Source organism: Dyella sedimenti (assembly GCF_022760995.1).
GTDB lineage: Bacteria > Pseudomonadota > Gammaproteobacteria > Xanthomonadales > Rhodanobacteraceae > Dyella > Dyella sedimenti.
This window is the reverse complement of the sequence record NZ_JAKWJO010000001.1, coordinates 200,376-226,063: the sequence shown is the minus strand read 5'-3', so window position 1 is coordinate 226,063 and position 25,688 is coordinate 200,376. Positions and strand designations below refer to the sequence as shown.

Below are 25,688 nucleotides of genomic sequence, written 5' to 3'. Positions count from 1 at the left end.
TCACTCCGCCCCCTCGGCTACTTGCATGTCCGCCTGCGAGACATGGGTACCCAGTCCCTGCAGGTAGGCGATCACGGCGTCGAGTTCGGTCTTGCCCTCCACCGCCGCTGGCGCGCCGGCGATATCGGCATCCGTGTAGGGATCGCCGATGCGCTTGAGAGCGCGCATGTGTTGCGCCACCTCGGCGCCATCGAGCTTGGCCTTGGCCAGCCACGGATAGGCCGGCATGTTCGACTCCGGCACCACGTCGCGCGGGTTGTTCAGGTGAGCGCGGTGCCAGTCGTCGGAATAGCCGCGCAGTCCCACGCGGGCCAGGTCGGGGCCGGTACGCTTGCTGCCCCATTGGAAGGGATGGTCGTAGACCGACTCGCCCGCCAGCGAATAGTGGCCATAGCGCTCGGTCTCGAAGCGCAGCGTGCGCACCATCTGCGAATGGCAGTTGTAGCAGCCCTCGCGGATGTAGACGTCGCGTCCCGCCAGTTCCAGCGCGGGATAGGGCTTGATGCCTGGCAGCGGCTTGATCGCCTCGGCCTGGAACATCAGCGGCACGATTTCCGCCAGGCCGCCGAAGGACACCGCGACAGCGATGAGGATGGCCATCAGGCCAATGTTCTTTTCGATTTTTGCGTGTGCGTGGCTCATGTCTGTTCCCTCAGGCACGGGCATCGGCGGCATCGGGCGGGAGCAGCGGCTGGGGTGCCGTGCTGACTGCCTTCATGCGGAAGGTCTTGTAGACGTTCCAGCCCATCACGAGCATGCCGGACAACACGATCAGGCCACCGCCCAGGCGGAACAGGTAGTAGGGCTTGGTGGCGTTGAGCGCCTCGACGAACGAGTACACCAGCGTGCCGTTCTCCGGATCGGTGGCGCGCCACATCAGGCCCTGCATGACGCCGGCGATCCACATCGAGGCGATATAGACGACCAGGCCGATGGTGTGCAGCCAGAAGTGGGTATCGATCAGCTTGGTCGAATACATCTTCGGCAGGTTCAGCAGGCGCGGCAGCATGGCGTAGATCGAACCGATCGAGATCATGGCGACCCAGCCCAGCGCGCCCGAATGCACGTGACCGATGGTCCAGTCGGTGTAGTGGCTCAGCGAATTGACCGTCTTGATGGACATCATCGGTCCCTCGAACGTGCTCATCATGTAGAACGAGAGCGAGACGATGAGGAACTTCAGGATCGGGTCGGTACGCAGCTTGTACCAGACGCCCGACAGGGTGAGGATGCCGTTGATCGCGCCACCCCAGGACGGGGCCAGCAGCACCAGCGAGAACACCATGCCCAGCGACTGCGCCCAGTCCGGCAGCGCCGTGTATTGCAGGTGATGCGGGCCGGCCCACATGTACACCGCGATCAGCGCCCAGAAGTGTACGATCGACAGGCGGTAGGAGTAGATGGGGCGGCCGGCCTGCTTAGGCACGAAGTAGTACATCATGCCGAGGAAGGCCGTGGTGAGGAAAAAGCCCACCGCGTTATGGCCGTACCACCACTGCACCATCGCGTCGACCGAGCCGGAATAGACCGAGTACGACTTGAACCAGCCTGCCGGGATCGCGATGTTGTTGACGATGTGCAGCAGCGCAATGGTGATGATGTACGCGCCATAGAACCAGTTGGCGACGTAGATGTGCTTGACCTTTCGCTTGGCGATGGTGCCGAAGAACAGTACTCCGTAGGCCACCCAGACGATGGTGATGAGGATGTCGATCGGCCATTCCAGCTCGGCGTATTCCTTGCCTTGGGTGAGCCCCAGCGGCAGGGTGATGGCCGCGGCCACGATCACCAGTTGCCAGCCCCAGAAGATGAACGAGGCCAGCTTGTCCGACAGCAACCTGACATGGCAGGTACGCTGCACCGTATAGAGGCTGGTGGCGAACAGCGCCGAGCCACCGAATGCGAAGATGACCGCATTGGTATGCAGTGGACGCAGGCGGCCGTAGCTGAGCCACGGTATGTCGAAATCGAGGCCCGGCCAGTACAGCTGGGCGGCGATGATGACGCCGACCAGCATGCCTACCACGCCCCACACTACGGTCATGACGGCGAATTGCCGTATGACCTTGTCGCTGTAACTCCCCTCGACGCCCACCATGAGGCCCACTCCTAGGCTTGAGATTGACTGAACGGTGGGAAGTCTGGGGGTGCCCCCTGGAGTGTCGATTGACATAGATCAAGGATGTTGGGCCGCTGGACGGAGCGGTTTGTCGCAGCCCTGGAGAACGCCCCGGGAAACAGCCCGGTACGTCAATATCTCTTTATCGCGAGAAAGAGATATATATAATGGCGCCTAGCCTCCCAGGGACTGTCGCCATGCCGCCTATCAGTTTCGAGTTCTTCCCACCCAAGACCGATGAACAGCGGGCGCAGTTGGATCAGGTCGCGACGTCGCTGAAATCGCTGGCGCCGGACTACGTGTCGGTGACTTTCGGCGCGGGAGGCTCCACTCTGAGCTACACCGGCGAGACGGTGCGGCGCCTGCACCAGACACATGGGCTCAACGTGGCTCCCCACCTGTCCTGCGTGGGGGGCACCCGTGCCGAACTGGCCGAATTGCTGGACAGCTACCGTACCGCGGGTTACCGGCGCATCGTGGCGCTGCGCGGCGACCTGCCGTCGGGCATGGCCTCGCCGGGCGATTTCCGCTACGCGGCCGAGCTGGTGCGCTTTATCCGCGAGCATTCGGGCGATCATTTCCACATCGAGGTGGCCGCCTATCCGGAAACCCATCCGCAGGCCGACGATGCGTTGGCCGACCTGCGCCATTTCAAGGCCAAGGTGGAGGCCGGCGCGGATGGCGCGATCACCCAGTATTTCTTCAATGCGGACGCCTATTTCCGCTTCGTCGACGACGCGCGGCGGTTTGGCGTCCAGATCCCGATCGTGCCCGGCATCATGCCGATCTCGAACTTCTCCCAGCTCAAGCGCTTCTCAGACGCGTGCGGCGCGGAAATCCCGCGCTGGATCGCCCGGCGCATGCAGGCGCACGGCGACGACGCCGCGTCGATACGCGAACTGGGCGCCGACGTGGTGGCGCAAATGTGCCGTCGCCTGCTCGACGGAGGCGCGCCGGGCTTGCATTTCTATACCTTGAACCGCGCCAAGGCCACGCGTGCGGTTCTGGACCGACTGCACGGTTGAGCCACGCGGGCGGGCGTAAGCTCGCTCGATGACGCTACGCCAGCTGACATGGCTGCTGTTGCTGCTGCCGATGGGCGCCCGGGCCCAGGACGGCATCCATCGCTGCATCGGCCCCGGCGGCAACCCGCTGTTCACCGACCAGCCGTGCGCCGCGCTGCAGGCCACGCCCGTGGCAGTCGCGCCGCCCGCCACCGACGCCCGATCCAACCCGGAGGATGTGCCCGCAACGGCACCTCCCCCGCCCGTGCTGTGCGCCGCCAGCGTGGATGCATTGCGTCGGAGCGTGCAGGAAGCCTTCGCCAGCCATAACCCGAACCGTTTGGCGGGCCTGATGCTTTGGAACGGCTATGGACATGATGCCGTCGTCGCGGACATCCGTTCACTGGATACCTTGATGCAGCGACCGCTGCTGGAAGTGGGCGAGGCGCCATCGGACTCGGCCATGCCTGGCGACGCGGGCGCTCCGGTGCAGCCGCCGGGCGATGATGCCTTTGCGCCACCCTCTCCTTCCGCCATCTTCAACCGCTCCCAGTTGGTCGTGCGCACCGCCGGCGATGGCGGTACCGGCACATCGCACGAAACCCGCTTCGGCATGGTGCGGCGCTCTGGCTGCTGGTGGCTGCGAGATGCCGACTAGGCGCGGCAACCTGGCCTTCCGCCATGCGGAAAATGGCCTCGGGTTATCATGGTGCGATTTCCCCGCCCCCGGAGACCCCACATGGCGCAGCAGTACCCCGACTGGATCTGGCAGAACGGCACGATCAAGCCCTGGCCGGAAGCGACCACTCACGTCATGGCGCACGCGCTGCACTACGGGTCCTCGGTATTCGAGGGCATTCGCAGTTATGCCACGCCCGACGGCGCGGCGATCTTCCGCCTGACCGACCACCTCAAGCGCCTGTACCAGTCCGCCAAGATCTACGACATGGCCCTGCCCTACACGCAGGATGAGCTGGCCACCGCGTGTCGCGAAGTGGTACGCAAGAACGGACTCAGCGCCGCCTACCTGCGTCCGGTGGCCTACCGCGGCCTTGGCGGCTTCGGCCTGTCGGCCGAAACGCCGATCGACGTGGCCGTGGCCGCGTGGGCAATGGGTCCCTACCTCGGCCCCGAGGCGCTGGAGAATGGCATCGACGCCTGCGTGTCGAGTTGGCAGCGCTTCGCGCCCAACACCGTTCCGGCCGGCGCCAAGGCCGGCGGCAACTATCTCTCGGGCCAGCTGATCGCGCGCGAGGCGCGCCGCCTGGGCTTCGGCGAGGGCATTGCGCTGGCCGCCAGCGGCCTGCTCAGCGAGGGTGCCGGCGAGAACCTGTTCCTGGTGTTCGATGGGGTGTTGCACACCACGCCGGCGAGCGCGTCGATCCTCACCGGCATCACGCGCGATACGCTCAAGACGCTGGCGCGCGAGGACGGCATCGAGGTGGTCGAGCGCGACATCCCGCGCGAATATCTCTATCTGGCCGACGAGTTGCTGATGTGCGGCACGGCGGCGGAGATTACCCCGATCCGCTCGGTGGACGGCAAGCAGATTGGCAACGGCAAGGCTGGTCGCGTCACGCGTCGCCTGCAGGAACTGTTCTTCGGCCTGTTCAACGGCAAGACCAACGACCAGTGGGGCTGGCTGGAACCGCTCTGACGCCGCGCAGAGTGGGGTCGGCCTGCGCCGGCCCCACCGGTTTGGGGCTCACCTGCCCGCCGGCTTGAATACCAGGCTGGCGATGGCGCCGTTGATATTGGTGCGCGGGCGCATCGAGACATCCCAACCGTACAGGTCGCACAGGCGCCGCACGATGGCCAGGCCCAGCCCGGCGCCGCTGCCGCCCGCACCCTCGCCGCGCACGCCGCGCTGGAACAGGCGCTCGGCATCCTCGGGCTTGATGCCTGGGCCGGTATCGATCACTTCGATGCGGTCGGCGCTGACTTCCACCGTCACCATGCCTTCGAGCGTGTACTTGATCGCGTTGCCGATCAGGTTGGTCAGCGCCACCGACAAGACCGATGCCGGCGCATTGACGCTGACCGCCTGTTTCACCACCAGTTCCACGTTGAGCGGCTTGTCGCGCATCTGGGGACGCTGGCTTTCGATCACGTCGGCGGCCACCTTGGCGACTTCGGTGGTCTCGCCTCGCGTCGGTCCACGCCGTTCGGCGCGCGACAGCAGCAACAGCGCCTCGATCAGCTCGGTGGCCTGGCGCGAGGCACGCTCGATGCGCTTCAAGCGCTCGCGCAGCTTGTCAGTCAGGTCGGGCGAACCTTGCAGCAATTCGGTGGTGCTGGAGATCACCGCCAGCGGGGTGCGCAGCTCGTGGCTGACGTCGGAGTTGAACTCGCGGTCGCGCTCGACCATCGCGGTCAGCCGCTGCGAATACTCATCGAGCGCCAGCGCCAGCTCACCCACCTCGTCATCGGCAAAATGGGGAGCCAGTGGCTCGGCCTTGCCGGTCTTGCGGAAATCGCGCAGGCGGCGCGCCAGTTCGCTGACCGGCTTCAGCACCTTGCGCGACAGCCACAAGCCCAGCACCAGGGACAGCAGGCCGAACACGAACACGGCCCCGATGACGCTGAAAAGCAGTTGCTGCTTGCCAAGCTCATCGCGCGACACATCGAACAGCATGAAGGTAATCACGCCGTCCTTGCGCCGCACCGCTAGCTTGTAATGGTGTATGCGCCCGTCGGAACCCGGCTCGTAGATGTCGTGGACGCCGGTATCCAGGTTCTGCCATGTCAATGGCGCCTTGTAGATCGTGCGATCGCTCCACGAGAACGCCTTGACGATGTCGAACGAAGGCGCGCGGTCCGGATGCGCCAGCACCTGCTCGTTGAGATGATCGACCTCATCCTGCAGGCTTGTCGTGATGAGCTGGTTTTCGACCCTGCTGCGGATATTGAGTGCCGCAAATGCAAACAACGCGCTGAGGCCAAAGCCGAACAGCGCGAACGAGACGACCAGGCGAAACCTGAGCTTACGCCTGGACTGCATCCGGCTCGACCATCCGGTATCCGATGCCGTGCCGCGTATGGATCAGCGGCTTGTCAAAGGGTTTGTCGATCGCGGCGCGCAGGCCATGGATATGCACGCGCAACGAATCGCTATCGGGCAGTTCCTCGCCCCACACGCGCTGCTCCAGATCCTGCCGGGTCACCACTGAGGGGCTCGCTTCCATCAGGGCCTGCAGCAGCTTCAGGCCGATGGGGTTGAGCTGGATCGACTTGCCCTCGCGGGTCACCGTGAGCGTGTCCAGGTTGTAGGTGAGATCGCCCACCTTGAGCACGCGGCTCTGCGGGCCCTTGCCTCGGCGCGCCAGCACTTCAAGGCGGGCGGCCAGTTCCTGCAGGGCGAAGGGCTTGGTCATGTAGTCGTCGGCGCCCGATTCGAAGCCGGTCAGCTTCTGCTCCAGCGCATCGCGCGCGGTCAGCATCAGGATCGGCGTCTGCTTATGCGCCTCGTGGCGCAGCTTGCGCGCTACGTCCAGACCATCCATGCCGGGCAGGGTCAGGTCGAGCACGATCACGTCGAAGTCATGCACGACAGCCAAGTGCAGGCCGGTGACGCCATCACCCGCGAAATCGACCACATGGCCTCGATCTTCAAGATAATCGCCGATGTTGGTCGCGATATCGCTGTTGTCTTCGATCACCAGTACGCGCATGCGTCCTCCATACGCAACCGGCATAGGGGCCGGTTGTAGCGCCAAGCTTAACAAGCTTGCGGCGCGAGAGGGGCGCCGGGCAGGCGGTAAGCTGAACGGCGAGCAAGCAGCAGGCAAGAAAAAAGCCCAGGCGGGTCGACATGTCGTCGTTCGCCTGGGCTCAAGCTACTGCCCCGATACCGTAATCTGCTGTCACCAGACCTTGCGGTGGAAGTGCCAAGCAAATTGCAGTGGATCCTTTATAGGGACGAAGCGGTTAGAGGGTAGTTAACCCGTACTCACTTCGGCGTTAACCCCACGCCAGTTCAATGACCACCCGTGGTGTTGCGGACTTGTTTGACGTCCTGCAGGTAGCGCTGCGCCTGGCCATTTTCTTGCTGGATATCGCGGTTGGTGCGGCAAATCGTCTTGGGAATGTTCGATCCCATCGGCTTGACCTGTTCGCAGATCTCGCGGTCGGCATCGCCACGCGTGAGGATGGCGTTGACCTCGGTCTGGTAGTTGTACAGCTGGATCTTGGAGGGCTGATCCATCGCATCGACCGTGCCGAACTTGTCGTACAGCGACTGCATGCCACCCAAGTCGCGATCGACCGTCTCGTGCCCGCCCTTGTCGACGAATTCGAAGCGCCCGCCCGGCGCCATCTGTTGGCGGACGCGGTCGGCCACGGCGGCGAACTCGTCCTTCGTCTCGGCCTTTACGTCAGGCTTGGTTTCCTTGGCCTGTACGGATGCCACTTGCAGCAGAACCAGCATCGCCGCCGACATCGGCAGCCAGAGTTTGCGTGTCATGAATGTCCCTCCCGGCGTCTGCCGTACCCCACCCCGAGGCACGCTCCGCAGAACACAGCCCATGGTATGCCTGCCCGTTCGAGGCGGTCAAAGCCTGGCGGGTTCGCGGGGACGCCTCAATCTCATGATTAATGAGAACTTTTGAGCAAGGACGCGCCAACCGCCGACAGGTAGGCCACGCGCGTCAATCCACGCGCTGGGGACGCCGGCGCGTGGCGCTTTTCGTGTTCTCGGTTTCCGATTCCAGCAAGCCGATGATCGCCCCGGCCACGTCCACGCCGGTGGTGGCTTCGATGCCCTCCAGGCCCGGCGATGCGTTCACTTCCAGGATCAAGGGGCCACGCCTGGACCGCAGCATGTCCACGCCGGCCACGCCCAGGCCAAGCGCCGCGGCGGCCTGCACCGCGATACGCCGCTCTTCCGCGCTCAGCGTCGCCGTGCTGGCGGTGCCGCCACGATGCAGGTTGGAGCGGAAGTCACCTGGGCTCGCGTCGCGCTGCATGGCGGCCACCACCTTCTTGCCCACCACGAAGCAGCGCAGGTCGCTGCCCTTCGCCTCGCCGATGAACTCCTGCACCAGGAAATTGGCATAGAGCCCGCGGAACGCCTCGATCACGCTCTGTGAGGCGCTTTTCTTCTCCGCCAGCACCACGCCGCTGCCCTGGCTGCCCTCGTTGAGCTTGATGACGTGCGGCGGATCGCCCAGCATGGCCAGCACGTCGGCGGTGTCGTCGGGGTTGTCGCCAAACACGGTTACCGGCATGTCCAGGCCCTTGGCGGCGAGGATCTGCAGGCAACGCAGCTTGTCGCGCGCGCGCAGCACCGCGTCGGAGGAATTGGGCGTGTAGATCCCCATCATCTCCAGTTGCCGCAGCACGGCCGTGCCGTAGAACGTGCTGGTGACGCCGATGCGCGGAATCACCGCATCGATGCCGCGCAGGGCCTTGCCCTTGTAGCGGATCGACATGTTGCCGGGCGCGATGCGCACGTAGCAGCGCAACGGATCGAGCACTCGCACCACATGGCCGCGTTCGCGCGCCACGTCGACCAGGCGCTGCGTGGAATACAGGCGAGTGTTGCGCGACAGGATGGCTATCTTCATGGAGCACCGGTCCACCCGGCCGCCAGTGGCCGTGGCTGTGTGTAGGAGAGACCGGGATCGACCGCGAAACGGCCCTGCAACGCCGTGCGTCCCAGCAACATGGGGAACAGCATATGGCGCCGATCGGTCAGATTCATGTCGACCTCGAAGTGCTGCCCGGCCAGCAGGACCTGGGTGCGGATGAACCAGCGCAGGGTCTGCCGGCCGCCGGTATCGGTCACCGCGCGCCGGTCGAGCGCCGGCGTCTCGCAGGCGACGCCGGTGCGATGCCGGCCGCCGATGCTGACGGCGAAACGCAGCCACGTCTGGCCATCGCGCTCGAAGCTCTCCAACGCATCCACGTGCAGGGAACTGCTGCGCGCCCCGGTGTCGAGCTTGGCCTTGAGCTGGGGAATGCCGAGCCGCGGCAACGCCAGACGCTCCCGCCAGCCGAGGGTAATCACATCCGCCATAATCAGCGCACGCCGCAGGGTTACGTGAAAGGGAACTCGGGAGAGGGGTCGGGGGCTAGGGAGTGGAGCGGGTGAAGGGAATCGAACCCTCGTCAGTAGCTTGGGAAGCTACAGCTCTACCATTGAGCTACACCCGCAACGCCGGGCGATGGTAACCCGGGACCCCGGGCTTTTGGAACCGCCCCGCACGGTGGAACCCGGCATGAACCGGACATGGCGGCCGGCTGAATCGTCAACGGCGCGAGTCCCGGCGGATTCTTGCCGATGTCGGACCCGCCGCCCACATAATGCACGCGTCATCATCCGCCGCTGTTGCGCGTTCTTGCGGATGGAAACCTTAGGTTCGCGCGACGCCCTCGCGCCCTGCTTCGGAGAATTCGATGCATGTGCTTTCTGCTCCCCTGATGTTGCCCAGGAGTCGGCGATGGATGGCGGTGGCCCTGCTTGCCTGCGCCAGCTTCCTTGCGCAGGCGCAAACCCAACCGCCGGTGGACGATGGCGCCGCGGCGGGCGATCCCCCTTCGCGCGTGGCGCGCCTGTCCTATCGCGCGGGCGACGTGGGCCTGCTGCCGGCGGGCGAGAAGGACTGGGGCGATGCCAGCCTCAACCGCCCGCTGACCACCGGCGACCGCCTGTCCACCGGCAACGGGGCGCGCGCCGAACTGGAACTCGGCGACGGCACGCTGCGCATGGCGGACGATTCGGATGCCGGCTTCCTCACCTTGAACGACCAGCTCACCCAGGTCGAGCTGACCCAGGGCACCCTCAACCTGTCGGTGCGGAACCTCGCCGATGGCCAGAGCTATGAGATCGATACGCCCACGCTGGCCCTGGTGGTGGACCAGCCCGGCACATATCGGGTGGACATCAGCGAGGATGGCAAGTCCACCCGCATCACCGATTTCGACGGGCGCGCCACGATCTACGGCGAAGGCGGCGCGCAGCGCCTGGTGACGGGCGGGCGCAGCTACGAGGTCGCCGACGCCTCGCTCAACGAGGTGACGATCAGCGACATCAGCGGCGGCGACGATTTCGACGCCTGGTGCAGCAGCCGCGACCAGCGCTATGCGCAAACGGCGTCGAGCCAGTACGTCTCGCCCGACGTCGTCGGCGCCCAGGACCTGGACCAGTACGGCAACTGGGAGCCCGATACGGACTACGGCCAGGTCTGGTACCCGGCCGCCGTCGGCGTGGACTGGGCGCCCTACCGCACCGGCCACTGGGCCTATGTCGGTCCGTGGGGCTGGAGCTGGGTGGACGATGCTCCTTGGGGCTTCGCGCCCTACCACTATGGCCGCTGGGCCCATATCCGCGGCCGCTGGGGCTGGGTGCCGGGCCCGATCGGGGTGCGCCCGGTCTATGCGCCGGCCCTGGTGGCCTTCGTCGGCGGCCCCGGCTTCAGCGTTTCCATCGGCAGCGGGCCGATCGGCTGGTTCCCGCTGGGGCCGGGGGAGATCTACAACCCCTGGTACCGCGTCAGCCGCGGCTATTACACCAACGTCAACATCAGCAATATCTACCTGCGCCACGACCGCGCGGAGATGATCCGCGCCATCGACGACCACTACCGCTATTTCCACGATGGCCGCGCGATGCCCAACGAACGCTTCGCCAACCGCGACGTGCCGCGGGCGTTCACGGCCATGGCCGGTCATGACTTCGTAGCGGCGCGCGACGCGCAGCGCCACATGGTGGCGGTCGATCCCCATCGTTTCGCCAGCGCGCCCGTGGCGCCGCGCGGCATCGATATCCGGCCCCAGCAGGCCAGCTTCGCGCCGCCGCGCCCGGCCAACCTGCGCAACCTTCCGGCAGGCGGGTTCCAGCGCGAGGTGGTGGCGCGCAGCGTTCCCGCCGCGCCCTTCGCGAACCGGGCCGCCGGCGTGGCCAGCGCTCCGCGCGCCAGCTTCCAGGGGCCGACCAACGTGCGCATGCTCAATGCCACCGGCCCCAGCGGCCGGCCCGGGAACGCCGCGCGGGCCATGCCCTCCCCGACCGGCGAGCGCGCCGCGTCGGCGCCGGGCGTGCAATCGCCGGTACGCGGCAACGAGTCGGCAGCGATGCGCCCGGGTGAGTTGCCATCGGCCCGCTTCGCACGGCCCCAGCCGGTCATCGAGCGCGCCGCCCCCGCCGAGCGTCCGGCCACCGACAACCAGCCGCGTCCAGGAGTGAGCTACATCCCCAATGCGGCCGAGGATCGCGCCGCCCGCATGCGATCGCAGCCGCCATCGTCGCAGAACACCCTGCCCAGTACGCCGCGCTTCGAGCGCGCGCCGTCTGGCGCGCAAGAGCCGCGCTATGCCCAGCCACCCCAACGGGTGGTACCGCAGCAGCCTCAGGGTCAGGGTTACCAGGGACCGCAGCGGGGCTATGAGCCGCCGCGCAATGGCTATGAGCCGCCGCGCGGCGGATACCAGCCGCCACGCGCCAACCCGCCGCCTAACGGTGGCCAGCGCGAGCCGCAGGGCCACGAGGAACACCACCCCGCACCGCCGCCTCGCCGGGAAGAGCAGCAGCACCCTTGAAACGAGGAAGGCCCGGCCATGCCGGGCCTTCCTCGTTTCGGCGCCTATGTGCCCGTCGACCGCCGCGCGGGGCGAAGAGCCCGTCCCGCCAGCGTTCAGGCAGACGCATACCGGTATTCATGCCCTGGCGGGCTAGAATAAGCGGATGCACATCACGCTCAATGGCAGCCCGCGCGACTGCGCGCCCGCCACGACCATCATCCAATTGCTGCAGGAAGCCGGTTATGGCGCCAAGCGCGTGGCCGTGGAAGTGAACCGCGAGATTGTCCCGCGCAGCCTGCATGCCAGCCATACGCTAGCCGAGGGCGACCAGGTCGAGATCGTCCACGCCATCGGCGGCGGCTGAGCCGCTTCCCTCATCCCGCGCCATTGCCCCGATGCCGCCAGCCGTTCAAGACGTCATGATGAATACCAAGACATACGATTCCGCCGATCCCCTCGTCATTGCCGGCAAGAGCTACGGCTCGCGCCTGCTCACCGGTACCGGCAAGTACAAGGACTTCGACGAGACCCGCCGCGCGACCCAGGCCGCCGGGGCCGACATCGTCACGGTGGCGATCCGCCGCGTGAACATCGGCCAGGACGCCAGTCAGCCCAGCCTACTGGATGCATTGCCGCCCGAGGAGTTCACCCTGCTGCCCAACACCGCCGGCTGCTACAACGCGGTTGATGCGGTGCGCACCTGCAAGCTCGCCCGCGAGCTGCTGGACGGCCACACGCTGGTCAAGCTGGAAGTGCTGGGCGACCAGCGCACCCTGTTTCCTGATGTGGTGGAGACGCTCAAGGCGGCCGAAACCCTGGTGGCGGACGGCTTCGACGTGATGGTCTATACCAGCGACGACCCGATCCTGGCCAAGCGCCTGGAGGAGATCGGCTGCGTGGCGGTGATGCCGCTGGCCGCGCCGATCGGCTCGGGCCTGGGGATACAGAACCGCTACAACCTGCTGGAAATCATCGAGAACGCCAAGGTGCCGATCATCGTCGATGCCGGCGTGGGCACGGCCTCCGATGCTTCCATCGCGATGGAACTGGGCTGCGACGGCGTACTGATGAATACCGCCATCGCCGGTGCCCGCGATCCGGTGCTGATGGCCCATGCGATGAAGCTGGCCATCCAGGCCGGGCGCGCCGCCTTCAAGGCCGGCCGGATTCCGCGCAAGCGCTTCGCCTCGGCATCGAGTCCGATCGACGGCACCATCGGCTGATTGCCTCAGCCTGGATCTTCGCTCCTCCCCCTGCCACGCAGGGGGAGACTGGGAGGGGGGTAACGCCCCCAACCCTCCCCTGCCCGCAGGGGAGGGAGCACGCTACGTTTACGGAATCGCCATGACTCACCACGACGACGCCAACCAGCCCGAGTACCTGCGCCGCATCCGCAGCTTCGTGCTGCGCGAGGGCCGCATGACGCCGGCGCAACAGCGCGCCTTCGACGAACACTGGACCCGCTTCGGCATCGACTACACCGGCACCGCGCAGGACTACGCGGCGCGGTTCGGCCGCACGGCGCCACTGGTGCTGGAAATCGGCTTCGGCAACGGCGAGGCGCTGGCCTGGGCCAGCGAGCACGACCTGGCACGCGACTTCATCGGCGTGGAAGTGCATGGCCCCGGCGTGGGCCGCCTGATGAACGCGCTGGCCGCGCGCGATGCGGCAAACGTACGGCTCTACAAGCACGACGCGGTGGAAGTGCTGGAGCGCGAAATCCCCGAGGGCGCCCTAACCGAGGCGCGCATCTGGTTCCCGGACCCCTGGCACAAGAAGCGCCACAACAAGCGCCGCATCATCCAACCCGACTTCGTCGCCCTGCTCGCCTCGCGCATGGCGCCCAACGGCCTGCTGCACCTGGCCACTGACTGGCAGCCCTACGCCGAGCACATGCTGGAAGTAATGGAATCCGCCCCTGCATGGCGCAATGCCATCGGTCCCGGCCAATGTGCGGAAAAGCCGGCATGGCGCATCGAGACCCATTTCGAACGCCGTGGGCTGAGGCTGGGCCATGGTGTGTGGGATCTGCTGTATCGCAAGGCCTAGGGCCACGCCCATCACTGCCGTCATTCCGGCGCAGGCCGGAATGACGGAGAGGACTCCTGCCACAACGCCTTGCCGGCATCCATGCCCCGTAATGCGGATACGGTTCACCAGCCCGCGCCTTCACCCGCTTATACTCATGCCCCAAACAGGGACGAGTCGTCGCAGCGTGAAGCTCCCACTGCCCACTTCCAGCCGTCACCGTGGCGCCCGCACCGGGAGCGCCGGCTAGTGGGACTCGCACTCACCCCCGAAATGGTGCTGGTGCTGGGGCTGGTGGCTTTCACCATGTTGATGCTGGTGCTGGAATGGATCCGCGCCGACATGGTGGCCCTGCTGGTGGTGGTGGTGATCGGCCTGACCGGCCTGATCCCCTCGGACCGGGTCTTCAACGGGTTCGCCGGCAACGCCGTCATCGCCATCATCGCGATCATGATCATGGGCGCGGGCCTGGACCGTGCCGGCGTGCTGACCCTCACCGCCAGCTTCGTGATGCGCATGGCGCGGGGCGTGGAATCGCGGCTCGGTGTGGTGATCAACCTGGTCACCAGCCTGTTCAGCGCGGTGATTCCCAGCCAAGCCCTGGCGGCCCTGATGATCCCGGTCACCAGCCGCCTGGCCGCGCGTACCGGCGTGCCGCTGTCCCGGCTGCTGCTGCCGATGGCGTTCTGCATCCTCACCGCGACCAACACCACGCTGATCGCCAACTCGCCGCTGATCGTGCTCAACGACCTGGTGGCCAGCGCCAACGCCAACCTGCCGGCCGGCGCGCATACCATTCCCAAGTTCGGCCTGTTCAGCGTCACCCCGGTGGGCCTGGTACTAGCCCTTACCGGCGTGGGTTTCTTCTATTTCTTCGGCAAGAAGCTGCTGCCCGAGCGCGAGGACGAGCGCCTGAAGGTGACGCCCGGCCGTACCGAGAGCTATTTCGCCGACACCTACGGCATCGTCGGCGAGACGGCCGAGCTGACGGTGACGGCGGAAAGCCCGCTGGTCGGCATGAGCATCGGCGAGGTGGAACAGCTCCACGGCGCGCCGCTGATCCTCGCCATCAAAAGCGGCAACGACGCCCGCATGGCGCCACCGGCGGACCATGTGATCTGGGTGGGCTCCGTACTGGGCGTGCTGGGTCCCCGTGAGCAGCTCAACCATTTCGCCAACAACCAGCTCTGCAAGCTCAGCCCGCGCATGCGGCAACTGAGCGAACTGTTCAATCCCACCCGGGCCGGCATTTCCGAGGCGGTAATCCCGCCCAGCTCGCGCTTCCTCAAGCAGACCGTGGGCGACCTGCGCCTGCGCAAGCGCTACGGCATCTCGGTGCTGGCGGTGAACCGCGGCGACCAAGTGTTCCGCGACGACGTGCGCTCGGTCAGCCTGCGCGCCGGCGACACCCTGGTGCTGCATTCGAGCTGGCGCGACCTGGGCCTGGCCACTGAGGACAAGGACCTCGTGGTGGTCACCGACATCCCCAAGGAAGAGCAGCGCCCCAACAAGCTATGGCAGGCGGTGGGCTTCTTCCTGCTGGCCAAGTGCCTGGCCCTGTTCACCCACCTCGACCTCTCCGTGGCCATGATGACCGGCGCCATCGGCATGCTGCTGACCGGCGTGCTGAACATGGACGAGGCCTACAAGGCCATCAACTGGAAGACCATCTTCGTCACCGCCTGCCTGATCCCCCTGGGCTGGTCGATGGACGCCACCGGCGCCGCCGCCTGGCTGGCGCAGGAAGTACTGCAGCACCTGGGCCACACCAACCATTGGATATTGCAGCTGGCGCTGGCCATCCTGACGCTACTGTTCTCGCAGGTCATGTCCAACGTCGGCGCCACCGTGATGATGGTACCCATCGCCATCAGCGTCGCCGTCGCCACCGGCAACAACCCCTCGGCCTACGCGCTGATCGTGGCGGTGTCCTCGTCCAACACCTTCCTGCTCAGCTCCGGCCACCCCGCGTTGATGATGGTCGCTGGACCTGGCGGCTATCGCGGGAAGGACTTCCTGCGGGTGGGATTGCCGCTCACCGGATTAGTGCTGGTGATTACGCTGGTGGCAATCAATTTGATGTATCGCTGATCAAAAAAGCAAAACAAAGTCAATCGACAAATAGCGCAGAACAGAACTTTGGCTGGTCAGTCGTCATCGAAAGTGTGATACAGTCCTTGCGCGTACCTTAACGGCTCAAGGTACGTGTCTCAAACAGGGGGCCCATATGTTTGGCCAGCGCGCGAACCAACGGTCCGCGCACAGGCGGGTGCGGCTGCTTTCTGGGTGGACATGTGAAGCCTGGACAAAAGGAATTAGTCGCACTCGTATGCTACGCATGGATATCGTCGGATCCTGTGGCGTTGCCGCGGGAGCATCAACTATCGCAATCTGCGTGCTGTACAAGCTAGCTGAACCACTTGGCTTGATCGATCGCCCAGACGAGCGCAAGCGGCATGCGGGAAACATTCCTCTTATCGGCGGCTTGGCGGCCTTTATCGGCATCCTCGCCGGTGCCTTCTGCTATGGCGAATTTCGCTCCTTTGGCTATTCCTTGCTTGGGACAGCCTCGCTGCTGGCATTCGTCGGCGCACTGGATGACCGCCACAACCTAAAGGTTCGCACGCGATTATTTGTCCAGGTCTCGACCATCTTGTTGATGATAGGACTGACGAATACTTACATCCGCTCCCTCGGCCATTTGTTCGGCCATGAGCTCACCCTCGGCGTGTTTGGCATCCCATTCACCGTGATTGCCGTGATCGGCCTGGTGAATGCGTTCAATATGATGGACGGCATCGATGGCCTCGCAGGGTGCGTCACCCTGGTGAGCATCGGCGCTATCATCGCGCTTAATGGGCAGCCCCATACCAGCCGCGCCACGGCCATGCTTGCGCTGGTGGCGTTCGCCACCCTGCCCTACCTTGCAGCGAACTTCGGCGTCGCTGGACGGAAAATTTTCCTGGGCGATGCGGGCAGCACGCTGGTGGGCTATATCTTGGCCTGGATACTCATCCAGCTCAGCCAGCAAAACAGCTCGCAACTCTCTTCCGTCGACGTGCTGTGGTGCGTGGCACTGCCAGTTCTCGATACGCTAGCCGTGATGTATCGCCGCATCCGGGCAGGCAAGTCGCCGTTCAAGCCGGATCGTGGCCACATCCATCACCTTCTTCTGCAGGCTGGCCTTGGCCCACGCGCCACGTTGATCGTGCTAATTGCGGCGGCGACAACGCTGGTGACCATCGGATCCCTGACTCGCAGGCTTGAACCGGGCAGCAACCTGCTCGCGTTCTCGATACTGCTGGTGGTCTATGTCACCGTGACATCGAAGGTGGCGCGCAAACTGGCGAACCGTGCCGGTGTGCCGGTCGTGCCGTCGGCCATGTCCACCACCGAAGAACCCTCGTTCGCCAGCACGCAGGGCTGATAACGCCCACCACCTCAGCCCACGCCATCATGGCGCCGGCGCAGGGCCTTGTACGTGATTGCCTCGGGCAGGCAATAGCTCCCGATAGACCGCCATGGTCTTCTCAATCACGATGCGCTCGTCGAATTCGGCGAGCGCCTTGACGCGCGCGGCGCGCCCCAGCCCGCGGGCAAGCTCCGGATCATCGTGCAGGCGAGCAATTGCCCTGGCCAGCGCTTGCGCATCACGCGCCGGTACAAGGAGACCATCCTCGCCGTTGCTGACCACTTCCCGGCATCCGGGCACATCGGTGGTCACCAGTGGCAATGCGCATGCCGCCGCTTCGATCAGTGATTTCGGCAAACCCTCGCGATAGCTGGGTAGCACCACCACGTCGACCGAGGCGAACAACGCCGGCATGTCGTCCACATGTCCAAGCCACTCCACCAGACCTTCAGCCACCCAGCCCCGCACTTCGTCGGGAGAAACGGCTGCCGGGTTGCCGGGATCGGGCGTGCCAGCCATAAGAAAGCGAATGGAGCGACCGTCTGCGAGCAACTGGCGCGCAGCCTCGATGTACTCGGCAATGCCCTTGTCCCAGAGCAGGCGTGCCGCGAGCAGCACTTTCATGGGCTCAGCCAGGCGATCACCCGATGCGGCCTGGAAGCGACTGCAATCCACGCCGGATCCGGCAATCAGGTGGATACGCGAGCGATCGACCAAATTGACCTGCTCGAACATCGCCACGTCATCCGGGTTCTGCAGGATAAGGCGCGCTGCACGCCCACCCAGCGCGAGGCGAAGCAGCCCCCTGACCACTGGCCGCAGCACGCGCGCGCGCGTGTCCGTGCTGGTGAATACGTAACCCAACCCGGCTACGGCATTCACCCGTGCCGGCACTTTCGCCAGACGCGCGGCCAGCGAACCGTAGACCGCACACTTGATGGTAAAGCCATGGATGAGCTGCGGATGCTCCGCTCGCAGCAGTTGCGCGAACCGTCGCAGGAAAGCGAGTTCGCGCAGCGGATTGAGGCTACGCCGATCGAGCGGCACCGGCTGCCAGCGCACGCCCAGCGCACGCAGCATGTCGCCGTAGGGGCCTGGCGGTGATACGAGAAGCACGTCGTAGCCCGCTCCTTGCAGCGCAAGGATCAGCGATCGCCTGAAGTTGTAGAGATACCAGTCCGTATTGGCGAACAGTACGACCTTGCAGCCCTTGGCTACGACGCCTTCTCGCATATCACCACCTACCACAGAACATCCAAACATCCAGCACACTCTATACGCCACCGGTCGCCGGGATAGCGATGGCGAACCCGCGAATGTGCCCTTGAGTACCCTCCGTTCACCTGACGCTACGACGCAGCACAGCCCGTCGCATCCCCTTCGTGCGTGTACAACACGCGCCCCTTGCCCGCTACCAGTCGAATGCTCCCCGCTACCGGCGCGCCATCGATGTCCGTGTAGATACCGGAGACCGGCACCGATACTGAGCTCGATTCAGGTAAGGCGAACATGGCCATGCCCCCGCTATAGCGACGAACGATGGCACCACGCACAGCCACCGCCGGTCCGCATGGGTCGCCGATACTGCGATCAAAACCCTTGAAGTCCGGTTGATAGCCGTAGGCGTCATCCTTACGCGACACATAAATGGCCGTGGCAGGGCCAGCCATTGTCAGGTAATTGGCCACGGCTGTTTCAATCGAGCTTCGATCAAGATCGTCGAGCTGATAAAGCAGATACATCCATTTGCCACTGGAGCCTGCATAAGCCACCAGCTTCGCAAGCAAAAGGGATTTGTGCGGGTCACGTAGCGCCAACTGGGCGCGCTCGTCGAGAATGCCGTCTACCGACTGCACCATGCGCTTGACGATGGGCGAAGCCGGATCGTCGCCATCAGGGGACAGGTCGGGGATGTGGTTGACGACGACCTTCACCCGATTCGCGTGCAGCTGGGCCGCGATGCGCTCAAGCCATTGCACCTGGTCCTGCGCATAGACCATGTCATAGGAAACGGGACGATATCGTTGGACAAAGCGGCCGGATGCATCCTTGCTCCCACATATGTGGCCGTCATTGTGGAACTGGAAATTATCCAGTGCCACCGCATTGGTACCTGCAGGGCGCTTGAGGAAGTTTCCCACCTGCCACGCAACGACGTCGGTATTCGTGACATCCAGGGCGATATTGGTGTCGCCGTACATGGTCGCCGGTGTGGCGCCATCACAGGTATAGGCCACCCACGCGGGGTGGGCTGACTTCCAATAATCCAGACCACGCTTCGCGTCCGGATCCCGGGAATATGGAAAGTACGCGCCAAGCACGACGCCTGGAGATTCCTGCAGGAACGCCGCACCGAGCGACGGGCCGGTTGCACCCCAAACGAAGACGTACTCGTTCGCGCGTCCCTTGACCTCTGAGGAAGTCATGTGACTGTCGAAGGTCAGAAACTTCTGTGGTTGCCCGGCATGCACAACTCCGGACACGCAAAGGGCCACCGCGATCAAGGCACCAGCACTACACCGCATCGCAACGCTCAGCCAGCGAGTTCCATCCAGGACAGGCCCGACCCAACGGAACGACCGGCAGGAAACAGTACTTACGTTGTCTTTCAATGCAAAAGTGGCAGACATCTGTTTTCCCTTGCGTTGGTCGCCATCATTCGTGCGGACCACCGGTTGCCGGAGGCTAGTCCTGACGCGCTTCGTTCCATGCCTGGAACATGAGCACGTCCCAAAGCCTGTATTGTTCGTTGACGCGCTCCGAAACGTGGTCCGACCACATGCGCCGTATGGGCATGGGATTCAGGTACCCCTCCTCCCGCAGCTTCTTCTCGTCCAATAGAGCCTCTGCCCAATCACGCAGCGGCCCCCTCAACCAGTCGCCGATGGGAACCCCGAACCCCTGCTTTGGCCGCTCGATCAAGGCCGCCGGCACGTACTTGTAAAGCACCTGTCTCAGTATCCACTTGCCCTTCCCATCGCGCATTTTCTGCGACAACGGCAAGCGCCACGAGTACTCGAACAAGCGATGATCAAGAAGTGGCTCGCGCGCCTCCAGGCTTACCGCCATGCTGGCCCGATCCACCTTGACGAGAACGTCGTCGGGAAGGTAACTCACCATGTCCGTGTACATCATGCGCTCGATGCGAGTTTCCAGCGCCGCGAACCGCTGTGGATCAGTCAACGCCGTCGGTGGCTCGCCGCCACAGCCAAGCACGAGATCAGCCGGCCGCTCCCAATGGGAAACCAAGCGTCGATACAAGGCATCCGACGATGGCATCGACAGCAACGTCGCAAGACGTTGTACCGTATCCTTGTGATGCTTTTCCCTTCGCGATGCTGGCAAGAGCGGGGCACCAATTCGCATCAGACCCGCCCAGAATCCCGCAGTTTCGCGTAACAAGGCCGCGGCACCTCGCCGAGCCGGCGAGGGAATCCCAGCTACGGATCGCCAGAGACTCTCGCACTGCGCATAGCGGGTATAACCGGCGAACAGCTCGTCACCACCATCGCCCGACAGGCTCACGGTCACATGGCGTCGTGCCATCATCGAGACGAGATAGGTGGGAATCTGCGACGAATCGGAGAACGGCTCGTCGAACATCGTCGGCAATAGCGAAACGACATCCAGCGCGTCGTTCGCCGTTACATAGAGCTCGTGGTGGTCGGTGCCCAAATGCGTGGCGATCGCCTTTGCGTGTCTGGCTTCGTCGTATGCCTCCTCGTTGAAGCCAATGGAGAAGGTCTTGACCGGCTGGCTAGCCTGCGCCTGCATCAGCGCCACGACTAGCGACGAATCAATGCCGCCCGACAAGAAGGCACCGAGCGGAACATCAGCTTCCATGCGCAGGCCAACGGCATCGCGCAACACCGTATCCAGCTCGGCAACGACCTCACCATCACCCAAGTTAAGACGATCCCGCGCACCCTTTTCAGCAGCTTCCCGCGCACACCAATAGGTCTTCAGATACTGATCGAGCGCTGCGTTATCCGGTGCCTTGCGAAACACGGTTACGTCCAGGCTAAGTGTCGAGCCTGGCATCAGTTTACGGATGCTCCGATAGATCGAGTGGGGCGCGGGAATGTAGTTGTGACGCAACTGCAGAGCCAGTGCCTCGCGACTGACCGCGTCATTGAAGCCGGGAACAGCGCGCAACGCCTTCAGTTCCGAGGCAAACGCGAAAACCGAGCCAATCCAGCCAAAGTACAACGGCTTTACGCCAAGGCGATCGCGGGCCAGCGTCAGCGTCCGTGTTTCGCGATCCCACAGTGCAAATGCGAACATGCCAATGAAGCGCATCAAGGCGCCTTCCAGACCCCAATGCTCAATGGCTGCCAACATGACTTCGGTATCGGAATGGCCCCGAAAATTGAAACCCGCCGACGAGAGTTCCGGACGAAGGCGATTATGGTTGTACACCTCGCCATTGAACACCATCACGTACCGGCCGCTGGCCGACGTCATGGGCTGATGCCCCTCAGGCGTAAGGTCCACCACGGCCAGGCGCCGATGACCGAGGCCAACCCCGGTCGCTTCCTCCAGAAAGTGGCCATCGTCGTCCGGCCCGCGATAACTGATGGCCCGCGTCATCTTCCGCAAGACGTCCGCGCCATTCCCTGCGCCAAAGCGATGCCCTGCGTCCCAAAATCCTGCGATGCCACACATGCTATTTACGAGCCTCTTGAATCAATGAAGCGTAGAGCTCCACGTAACGGCGATTCATGGCCGCCATGGAAAAGCGATCGACGATCCGTTGGCGAGCGCTCTCGCCCAATGCGCGTCGCCCAGCGGCTTCGAGTCGGGCAATGCGCGACCAGCCCGCCGCAAGCGCGGCATGATCTCTCGGCGGAACCACCACACCCGTTTCACCGATGATTTCAGGAACATCGCCGACATTGGTCGCTACACAGGGGACAGCGCATGCCATGGCTTCTCCAATAGCCATCGGAAACGCCTCGCCGCGTGAGGACAGTGCGGCGATATCCAGCGCCGCATTGACCTGAGCGATATCCGTGCGTCGTCCGCACAAGCGCATACGGTCACGAAGACTAAGGCGATCAATGAGCTCGTTTAGCGAGGCGTTGCTGGCATCGGCGCCATCCCCCACAAGCACGAACCGTACAGCAGGGTCCTGGTCGGCAAGTATTCGGGCCGCACGCAGGAAGTTCTCGTGATCCTTGACCGGATGAACGCGCGCGACCAGTCCAATGACAAGATCATCTTCCGTCAAGGACCATTCAGCCCTGATCTTCTCGCGCGCGACAGGGTCTGGTTTCAATGCTTCAACGTCGAAGCCATTGGGGATGACCTGAGTACGGAGCCGCTTGTAACCTAGGGCCTCATGCTGCAGGGAGCTTACGGTCGAGCAGTACAGGACCCGATCCGTATAGCGGGACAGGAACGAACCACCGTGTATCAACATTCGGGTCATTCGCTTCTCGCTATGAAGTTCATAAAGAGAATGATGAATTCCCCATACTCGCGAAAGGCCAAGCCCGGCGGTGGCGAGCGTTGCAGCGATGTTTCCGTGATACATCCAGCCATGGACCACCTCCGCCCCGGAGCGGACGATGATGGCACGCAGCCGGCGCAGGCCCCCCAGCCTGGGTCCGCTCGCCCGCATTCGGAGGTGGTGCAGATCAGCCGCATTGCCGACACAAGGACTCAACGTGCCGACGTCGCCCAGGGCAATGACCGTATGCTCGACACCAAGCTCACGAGAGCCTTCGAGAAATCGACACAGGATAGTTTCGGCGCCCCCCGTGTTGAGGCCTGTAATTACGTGAGCAATCTTCATCGAAGATACTTTGCGCCTCTCCTAAAATGCGGACTGACAAGCGATGGAGTGCAAGTCGCCATGGCGTCTTGCTGAAGAATCTCCCTGAGCATGGCAATTACCTCTTTCTCCGCCAACTCCGCGACACGCCCCTCTTTACATCTCGCTGACCCTGGCCCTTGTCTTGCGGTAGACAAGCCAGAGCAGGCCAAAAATAAATAGATTATCGATGGAAAAAACGAAGTCGAACGAACCGGTATTGAGCGGCAACGTTGCCACGTAGATCACCACAATGAGATAGCCCGCCGCCTCAAGCGTCTTCTGTCTCCCCTCAAAGCGTCTTTGCAGGAGACGCATGAGAACGCCAAACCCGAGGCCCCAGACAATAGGACCAAGCAGGCGGAAGTCCATCCACATCTGCCCGATCAGGCCAGGAGGGATATCTTCGGCATCGGCACCCACAAATGCTCTCGTGGATATGCGGACGATACGCTCGGGAAGTACCGACTCCTTGTCGAAGCCAAGCGTACCGAGTGGAATTCGCCTCATCACAGACAGCCAATGATCAATACCCAGTCGGGGCGGAAGGTCCAAAAACAAGAAGGTCGCCCAGGATGAATCGAGCGAAATTCCAAGATAGGAAAATCCCGTCAGGATCGCGCCACGAGCATCTGTTGCCTGTATGGCCTTCAGAGTATCGGCCATATCCCGATTGATACTGATCGAATACAGCACCGTCTTGCCGTAGATCAGCACCGGCATGAAGAACAGGAACATCAGTGCGATAGACTTCAAATACCAGCGCTTGTTTACAATCACCAAGGCAAAATATATCAGTAAGATATTGAGAGGAAGCGACCGCCTCGAGACGGTCATCAACGAGAAGCCGATCATTGCCACAAACGCGAGGACGAGGCCCAGCGTTCGCTTCTTGCTCTTGGGCCGTCCCGCCGCGTACAAAACCGGAATGATCGACAGGACGGAGAAGGTCGTGGTGAGCGCGAACAAGTTCGCATTCATGAATGTACGAGCCACGCCGCCGCCAGTTCGATAGGCCGCCAAAGTCTGATATGCCCCGATCAGCGAACCGCCATCCATCTCTCGCAGCAACAGAGCCGAACTGATGGCGCCCACAAGCATGGCCGCCGCGAGCCGCCACGGCACGACTTGCACACTTCTCGCATGACCCGAAGTTTTTTGGTCACCGGACCGACCGCGAAAGCTAAAATAGGCGAAATATACCGAGCCCACAAACAGGAAGCACAGGATTGCGGAAAGGCAAATATATTCCGGAGATATGTACTGATAGATCCTGTTAAAAAAAATGTTATCCGTATTGGGGATGCCGGACCGCCGTTCGATCAAGAGGGGGATTACCACGCCCGGAATCGTGTTCTGCAACGAAAAAATCAGGAAAAAGACGCTAAGGAGGTCCGCCCCCGTTCTCCTGGTACGCTTCCGCTCGATAAAAAGCAGAAGAAGATTCAGCAGAAGGAAGACCAAAGAGGCAAAGATCACAGACTGCCTCCAGTGTTCAGGCAAGGCAGACCTGAATGTTGTTCACGACGGGAAATCATGCATGTCCAAAACTCGTTGTTCTTCTTTGGGGACATTTTCCTTCGGGCACCAAATGCAGAGGGAGCTTCAATCTTTATCTTGCGCGGCAACATCGCTCAGTGCCCCGCAGCATCAGACACCAAGCCTTGGATGAGAGAACGCGTGGCATCGATCAGCGACTCGCGACCAAAGTGATCCGTGATTCTATCGCGAGCCCCGTCAGACATCGCTTGGCAATCATCGGAAAGGCGAGAACAAAGCGTCTCAATGCCCATCGCCAACGCCTTGGAATTCCCTGGGGGCACTATCACACCCGTTTCTCCAACGAGCATGGCGCTATCCCCAACGTCGGTGACAACGCACGGCCTGCCGCAGGACATGGCTTCCGCCACCACATTCGGGAAGCCCTCCCCCTTGGAGGAGGACACCACTATGTCCAGCGCGCTATAGGCTGCGGGCATGTCGTCGCAAGCGCCGGCCCAAATCACACGCCCCCGCAACCCGAGCGTATCGGCCAAACGGGCGAGCTCGGCTTGGTAGCTAGTTGCGCCATCACCGATGCAAACGAACCAGCAATCCTCCAATCTATCTTGCAGCCTCGCCACGGCATCCAGAAAATTGGCGTGGTCCTTCATAGGATCTAAACGGCCCACCAGTCCGACAAGCCGTGCACGTTGGGGGACATCCCATTTTTCCCTCATTCGTTCACGCCCGACCACATCGAAGCGAAAGCGGGCGGTGTCAATTCCATTGGGAACCACTTTCATCTTTTCGCGCGGGAACCCACGTGCGGCGTGATACTCCAAACCTGCGCTTGAGTTGGCGATAATCAAGGCAGCCATGCGCGAAAGACGGCACTGCATACGGAACGTCAGGTGTGAGAGCCAGTCGTAATGGACCAAATCGATATTAGATGCGCGAACGCCCCAGACGACTTTCGTATCCGGCCGCAAAATGCGAGCACCCAGTGACAACATGTTGGGAACAGGCAGGTAGCCATGAACGATATCCGGCTGCCGCTTACGGATCAGCCGACAAAAGCGCCAAAGAAATCCTGGCAAATCCCAGCGCCCACGCTTTGCCAAGTCAATGACCGAAACTCCCGATTGCTCAAGCTCTCGCTGGAATGCTCCGCCGGCATAGAAGCAGGCCACCTCGACGCGCCAACCTTTGCGGTGGAGCCCCGAGGCCAATAGAACAAGCTGTCGCTCGGCGCCCCCTCGGGCAAGTGATCGCGTCAAGAAGAGGATATAAGGCTTCTTTTCCATTTTA

Annotated in this window: 22 protein-coding genes and 1 tRNA gene; 9 read left to right on the top strand and 14 right to left on the bottom strand. The window is 63.3% G+C overall.

The window, feature by feature from the left end; translation table 11 throughout:
- Complete coding sequence (gene ccoO / locus MJ605_RS01065; RefSeq protein ID WP_243039004.1) at positions 1-642, bottom strand: cytochrome-c oxidase, cbb3-type subunit II; 642 nt, start codon at positions 640-642, stop codon at positions 1-3.
- A 10-nt stretch (positions 643-652) separates the two neighbouring features.
- The gene (gene ccoN, locus MJ605_RS01060) at positions 653-2,098 is read right to left on the bottom strand and encodes a cytochrome-c oxidase, cbb3-type subunit I (RefSeq protein ID WP_243039003.1); all 1,446 of its coding nucleotides are present in this window, start codon (positions 2,096-2,098) and stop codon (positions 653-655) included.
- A 218-nt stretch (positions 2,099-2,316) separates the two neighbouring features.
- Here ccoN and metF point away from each other — a divergent pair, with 218 nt between their 5' ends.
- The 3 genes from metF (at position 2,317) to MJ605_RS01045 (ending at position 4,780) form a co-directional block, all read left to right on the top strand.
- On the top strand, positions 2,317-3,144 hold the full coding sequence (metF, locus tag MJ605_RS01055; RefSeq protein WP_243039002.1) for a methylenetetrahydrofolate reductase [NAD(P)H]: 828 nt from the start codon (positions 2,317-2,319) through the stop codon (positions 3,142-3,144).
- A gap of 28 nt (positions 3,145-3,172) precedes the next feature.
- A complete protein-coding gene (locus tag MJ605_RS01050) occupies positions 3,173-3,781 on the top strand; it encodes a DUF4124 domain-containing protein (protein WP_243039001.1) in 609 nt (202 codons plus the stop codon).
- Positions 3,782-3,862: 81 nt separating this feature from the next.
- Positions 3,863-4,780, top strand: coding sequence for a branched-chain amino acid transaminase (locus MJ605_RS01045; RefSeq protein ID WP_243039000.1), 918 nt, complete (start codon positions 3,863-3,865; stop codon positions 4,778-4,780).
- A 48-nt stretch (positions 4,781-4,828) separates the two neighbouring features.
- Here MJ605_RS01045 and MJ605_RS01040 read toward each other — a convergent pair whose 3' ends face one another.
- The 6 genes from MJ605_RS01040 to MJ605_RS01015 form a co-directional block, all read right to left on the bottom strand.
- Positions 4,829-6,124 carry a sensor histidine kinase gene (locus MJ605_RS01040; protein ID WP_243038999.1) on the bottom strand — a complete coding sequence of 432 codons (1,296 nt, stop codon included), beginning with the start codon at positions 6,122-6,124 and terminating at the stop codon, positions 4,829-4,831.
- The gene (locus MJ605_RS01035) at positions 6,108-6,794 is read right to left on the bottom strand and encodes a response regulator transcription factor (RefSeq protein ID WP_046972192.1); all 687 of its coding nucleotides are present in this window, start codon (positions 6,792-6,794) and stop codon (positions 6,108-6,110) included. Before MJ605_RS01035 ends, MJ605_RS01040 begins: the two co-directional genes overlap by 17 nt.
- 305 nt (positions 6,795-7,099) lie before the next feature.
- Positions 7,100-7,585: a hypothetical protein gene (locus MJ605_RS01030; RefSeq protein ID WP_243038998.1), complete on the bottom strand. Its 486-nt coding sequence runs from the start codon at positions 7,583-7,585 to the stop codon at positions 7,100-7,102.
- A 184-nt stretch (positions 7,586-7,769) separates the two neighbouring features.
- On the bottom strand, positions 7,770-8,687 hold the full coding sequence (gene rimK, locus MJ605_RS01025) for a 30S ribosomal protein S6--L-glutamate ligase (protein WP_243038997.1): 918 nt from the start codon (positions 8,685-8,687) through the stop codon (positions 7,770-7,772).
- Positions 8,684-9,139, bottom strand: coding sequence for an ATP-dependent zinc protease family protein (locus MJ605_RS01020; RefSeq protein WP_243038996.1), 456 nt, complete (start codon positions 9,137-9,139; stop codon positions 8,684-8,686). The genes rimK and MJ605_RS01020 overlap by 4 nt, the downstream gene beginning before the upstream one ends.
- 63 nt (positions 9,140-9,202) lie before the next feature.
- Positions 9,203-9,276, bottom strand: a tRNA-Gly gene (locus MJ605_RS01015).
- A gap of 291 nt (positions 9,277-9,567) precedes the next feature.
- Between MJ605_RS01015 and MJ605_RS01010 the strand changes: the two genes are divergently transcribed.
- From MJ605_RS01010 to MJ605_RS00985, 6 genes are all read left to right on the top strand, one after another.
- Positions 9,568-11,661 carry a FecR family protein gene (locus tag MJ605_RS01010; RefSeq protein ID WP_243038995.1) on the top strand — a complete coding sequence of 698 codons (2,094 nt, stop codon included), beginning with the start codon at positions 9,568-9,570 and terminating at the stop codon, positions 11,659-11,661.
- Between the two features lie 145 nt (positions 11,662-11,806).
- Positions 11,807-12,007 (top strand): sulfur carrier protein ThiS, encoded by a 201-nt coding sequence (gene thiS / locus MJ605_RS01005; protein WP_243038994.1) that lies wholly within the window; start codon positions 11,807-11,809, stop codon positions 12,005-12,007.
- Between the two features lie 58 nt (positions 12,008-12,065).
- Complete coding sequence (locus MJ605_RS01000; RefSeq protein ID WP_243038993.1) at positions 12,066-12,866, top strand: thiazole synthase; 801 nt, start codon at positions 12,066-12,068, stop codon at positions 12,864-12,866.
- A 121-nt stretch (positions 12,867-12,987) separates the two neighbouring features.
- Positions 12,988-13,692: a tRNA (guanosine(46)-N7)-methyltransferase TrmB gene (gene trmB, locus MJ605_RS00995; RefSeq protein WP_243038992.1), complete on the top strand. Its 705-nt coding sequence runs from the start codon at positions 12,988-12,990 to the stop codon at positions 13,690-13,692.
- A 252-nt stretch (positions 13,693-13,944) separates the two neighbouring features.
- The gene (locus tag MJ605_RS00990) at positions 13,945-15,762 is read left to right on the top strand and encodes an SLC13 family permease (RefSeq protein WP_243039994.1); all 1,818 of its coding nucleotides are present in this window, start codon (positions 13,945-13,947) and stop codon (positions 15,760-15,762) included.
- 247 nt (positions 15,763-16,009) lie between these two features.
- Entirely contained in the window at positions 16,010-17,098 is a 1,089-nt protein-coding gene (locus MJ605_RS00985) for an undecaprenyl/decaprenyl-phosphate alpha-N-acetylglucosaminyl 1-phosphate transferase (protein ID WP_243038991.1), read from the top strand.
- Between the two features lie 27 nt (positions 17,099-17,125).
- Here the strand turns inward: MJ605_RS00985 and MJ605_RS00980 are convergent, their stop codons facing one another.
- The 6 genes from MJ605_RS00980 to MJ605_RS00955 form a co-directional block, all read right to left on the bottom strand.
- Positions 17,126-18,316 carry a glycosyltransferase family 4 protein gene (locus MJ605_RS00980; protein WP_243038990.1) on the bottom strand — a complete coding sequence of 397 codons (1,191 nt, stop codon included), beginning with the start codon at positions 18,314-18,316 and terminating at the stop codon, positions 17,126-17,128.
- 116 nt (positions 18,317-18,432) lie between these two features.
- A complete protein-coding gene (locus MJ605_RS00975; protein WP_243038989.1) occupies positions 18,433-19,713 on the bottom strand; it encodes a hypothetical protein in 1,281 nt (426 codons plus the stop codon).
- 55 nt (positions 19,714-19,768) lie between these two features.
- Positions 19,769-21,748 (bottom strand): asparagine synthase (glutamine-hydrolyzing), encoded by a 1,980-nt coding sequence (gene asnB, locus MJ605_RS00970; RefSeq protein WP_243038988.1) that lies wholly within the window; start codon positions 21,746-21,748, stop codon positions 19,769-19,771.
- 1 nt (position 21,749) lies between these two features.
- A complete protein-coding gene (locus MJ605_RS00965) occupies positions 21,750-22,880 on the bottom strand; it encodes a glycosyltransferase (protein WP_243038987.1) in 1,131 nt (376 codons plus the stop codon).
- 135 nt (positions 22,881-23,015) lie between these two features.
- Positions 23,016-24,377, bottom strand: a complete 1,362-nt coding sequence (locus MJ605_RS00960; protein ID WP_243038986.1) for an O-antigen polymerase — start codon at positions 24,375-24,377, stop codon at positions 23,016-23,018.
- Between the two features lie 155 nt (positions 24,378-24,532).
- The gene (locus MJ605_RS00955; protein ID WP_243038985.1) at positions 24,533-25,684 is read right to left on the bottom strand and encodes a glycosyltransferase; all 1,152 of its coding nucleotides are present in this window, start codon (positions 25,682-25,684) and stop codon (positions 24,533-24,535) included.
- Positions 25,685-25,688 lie beyond the last annotated feature (4 nt).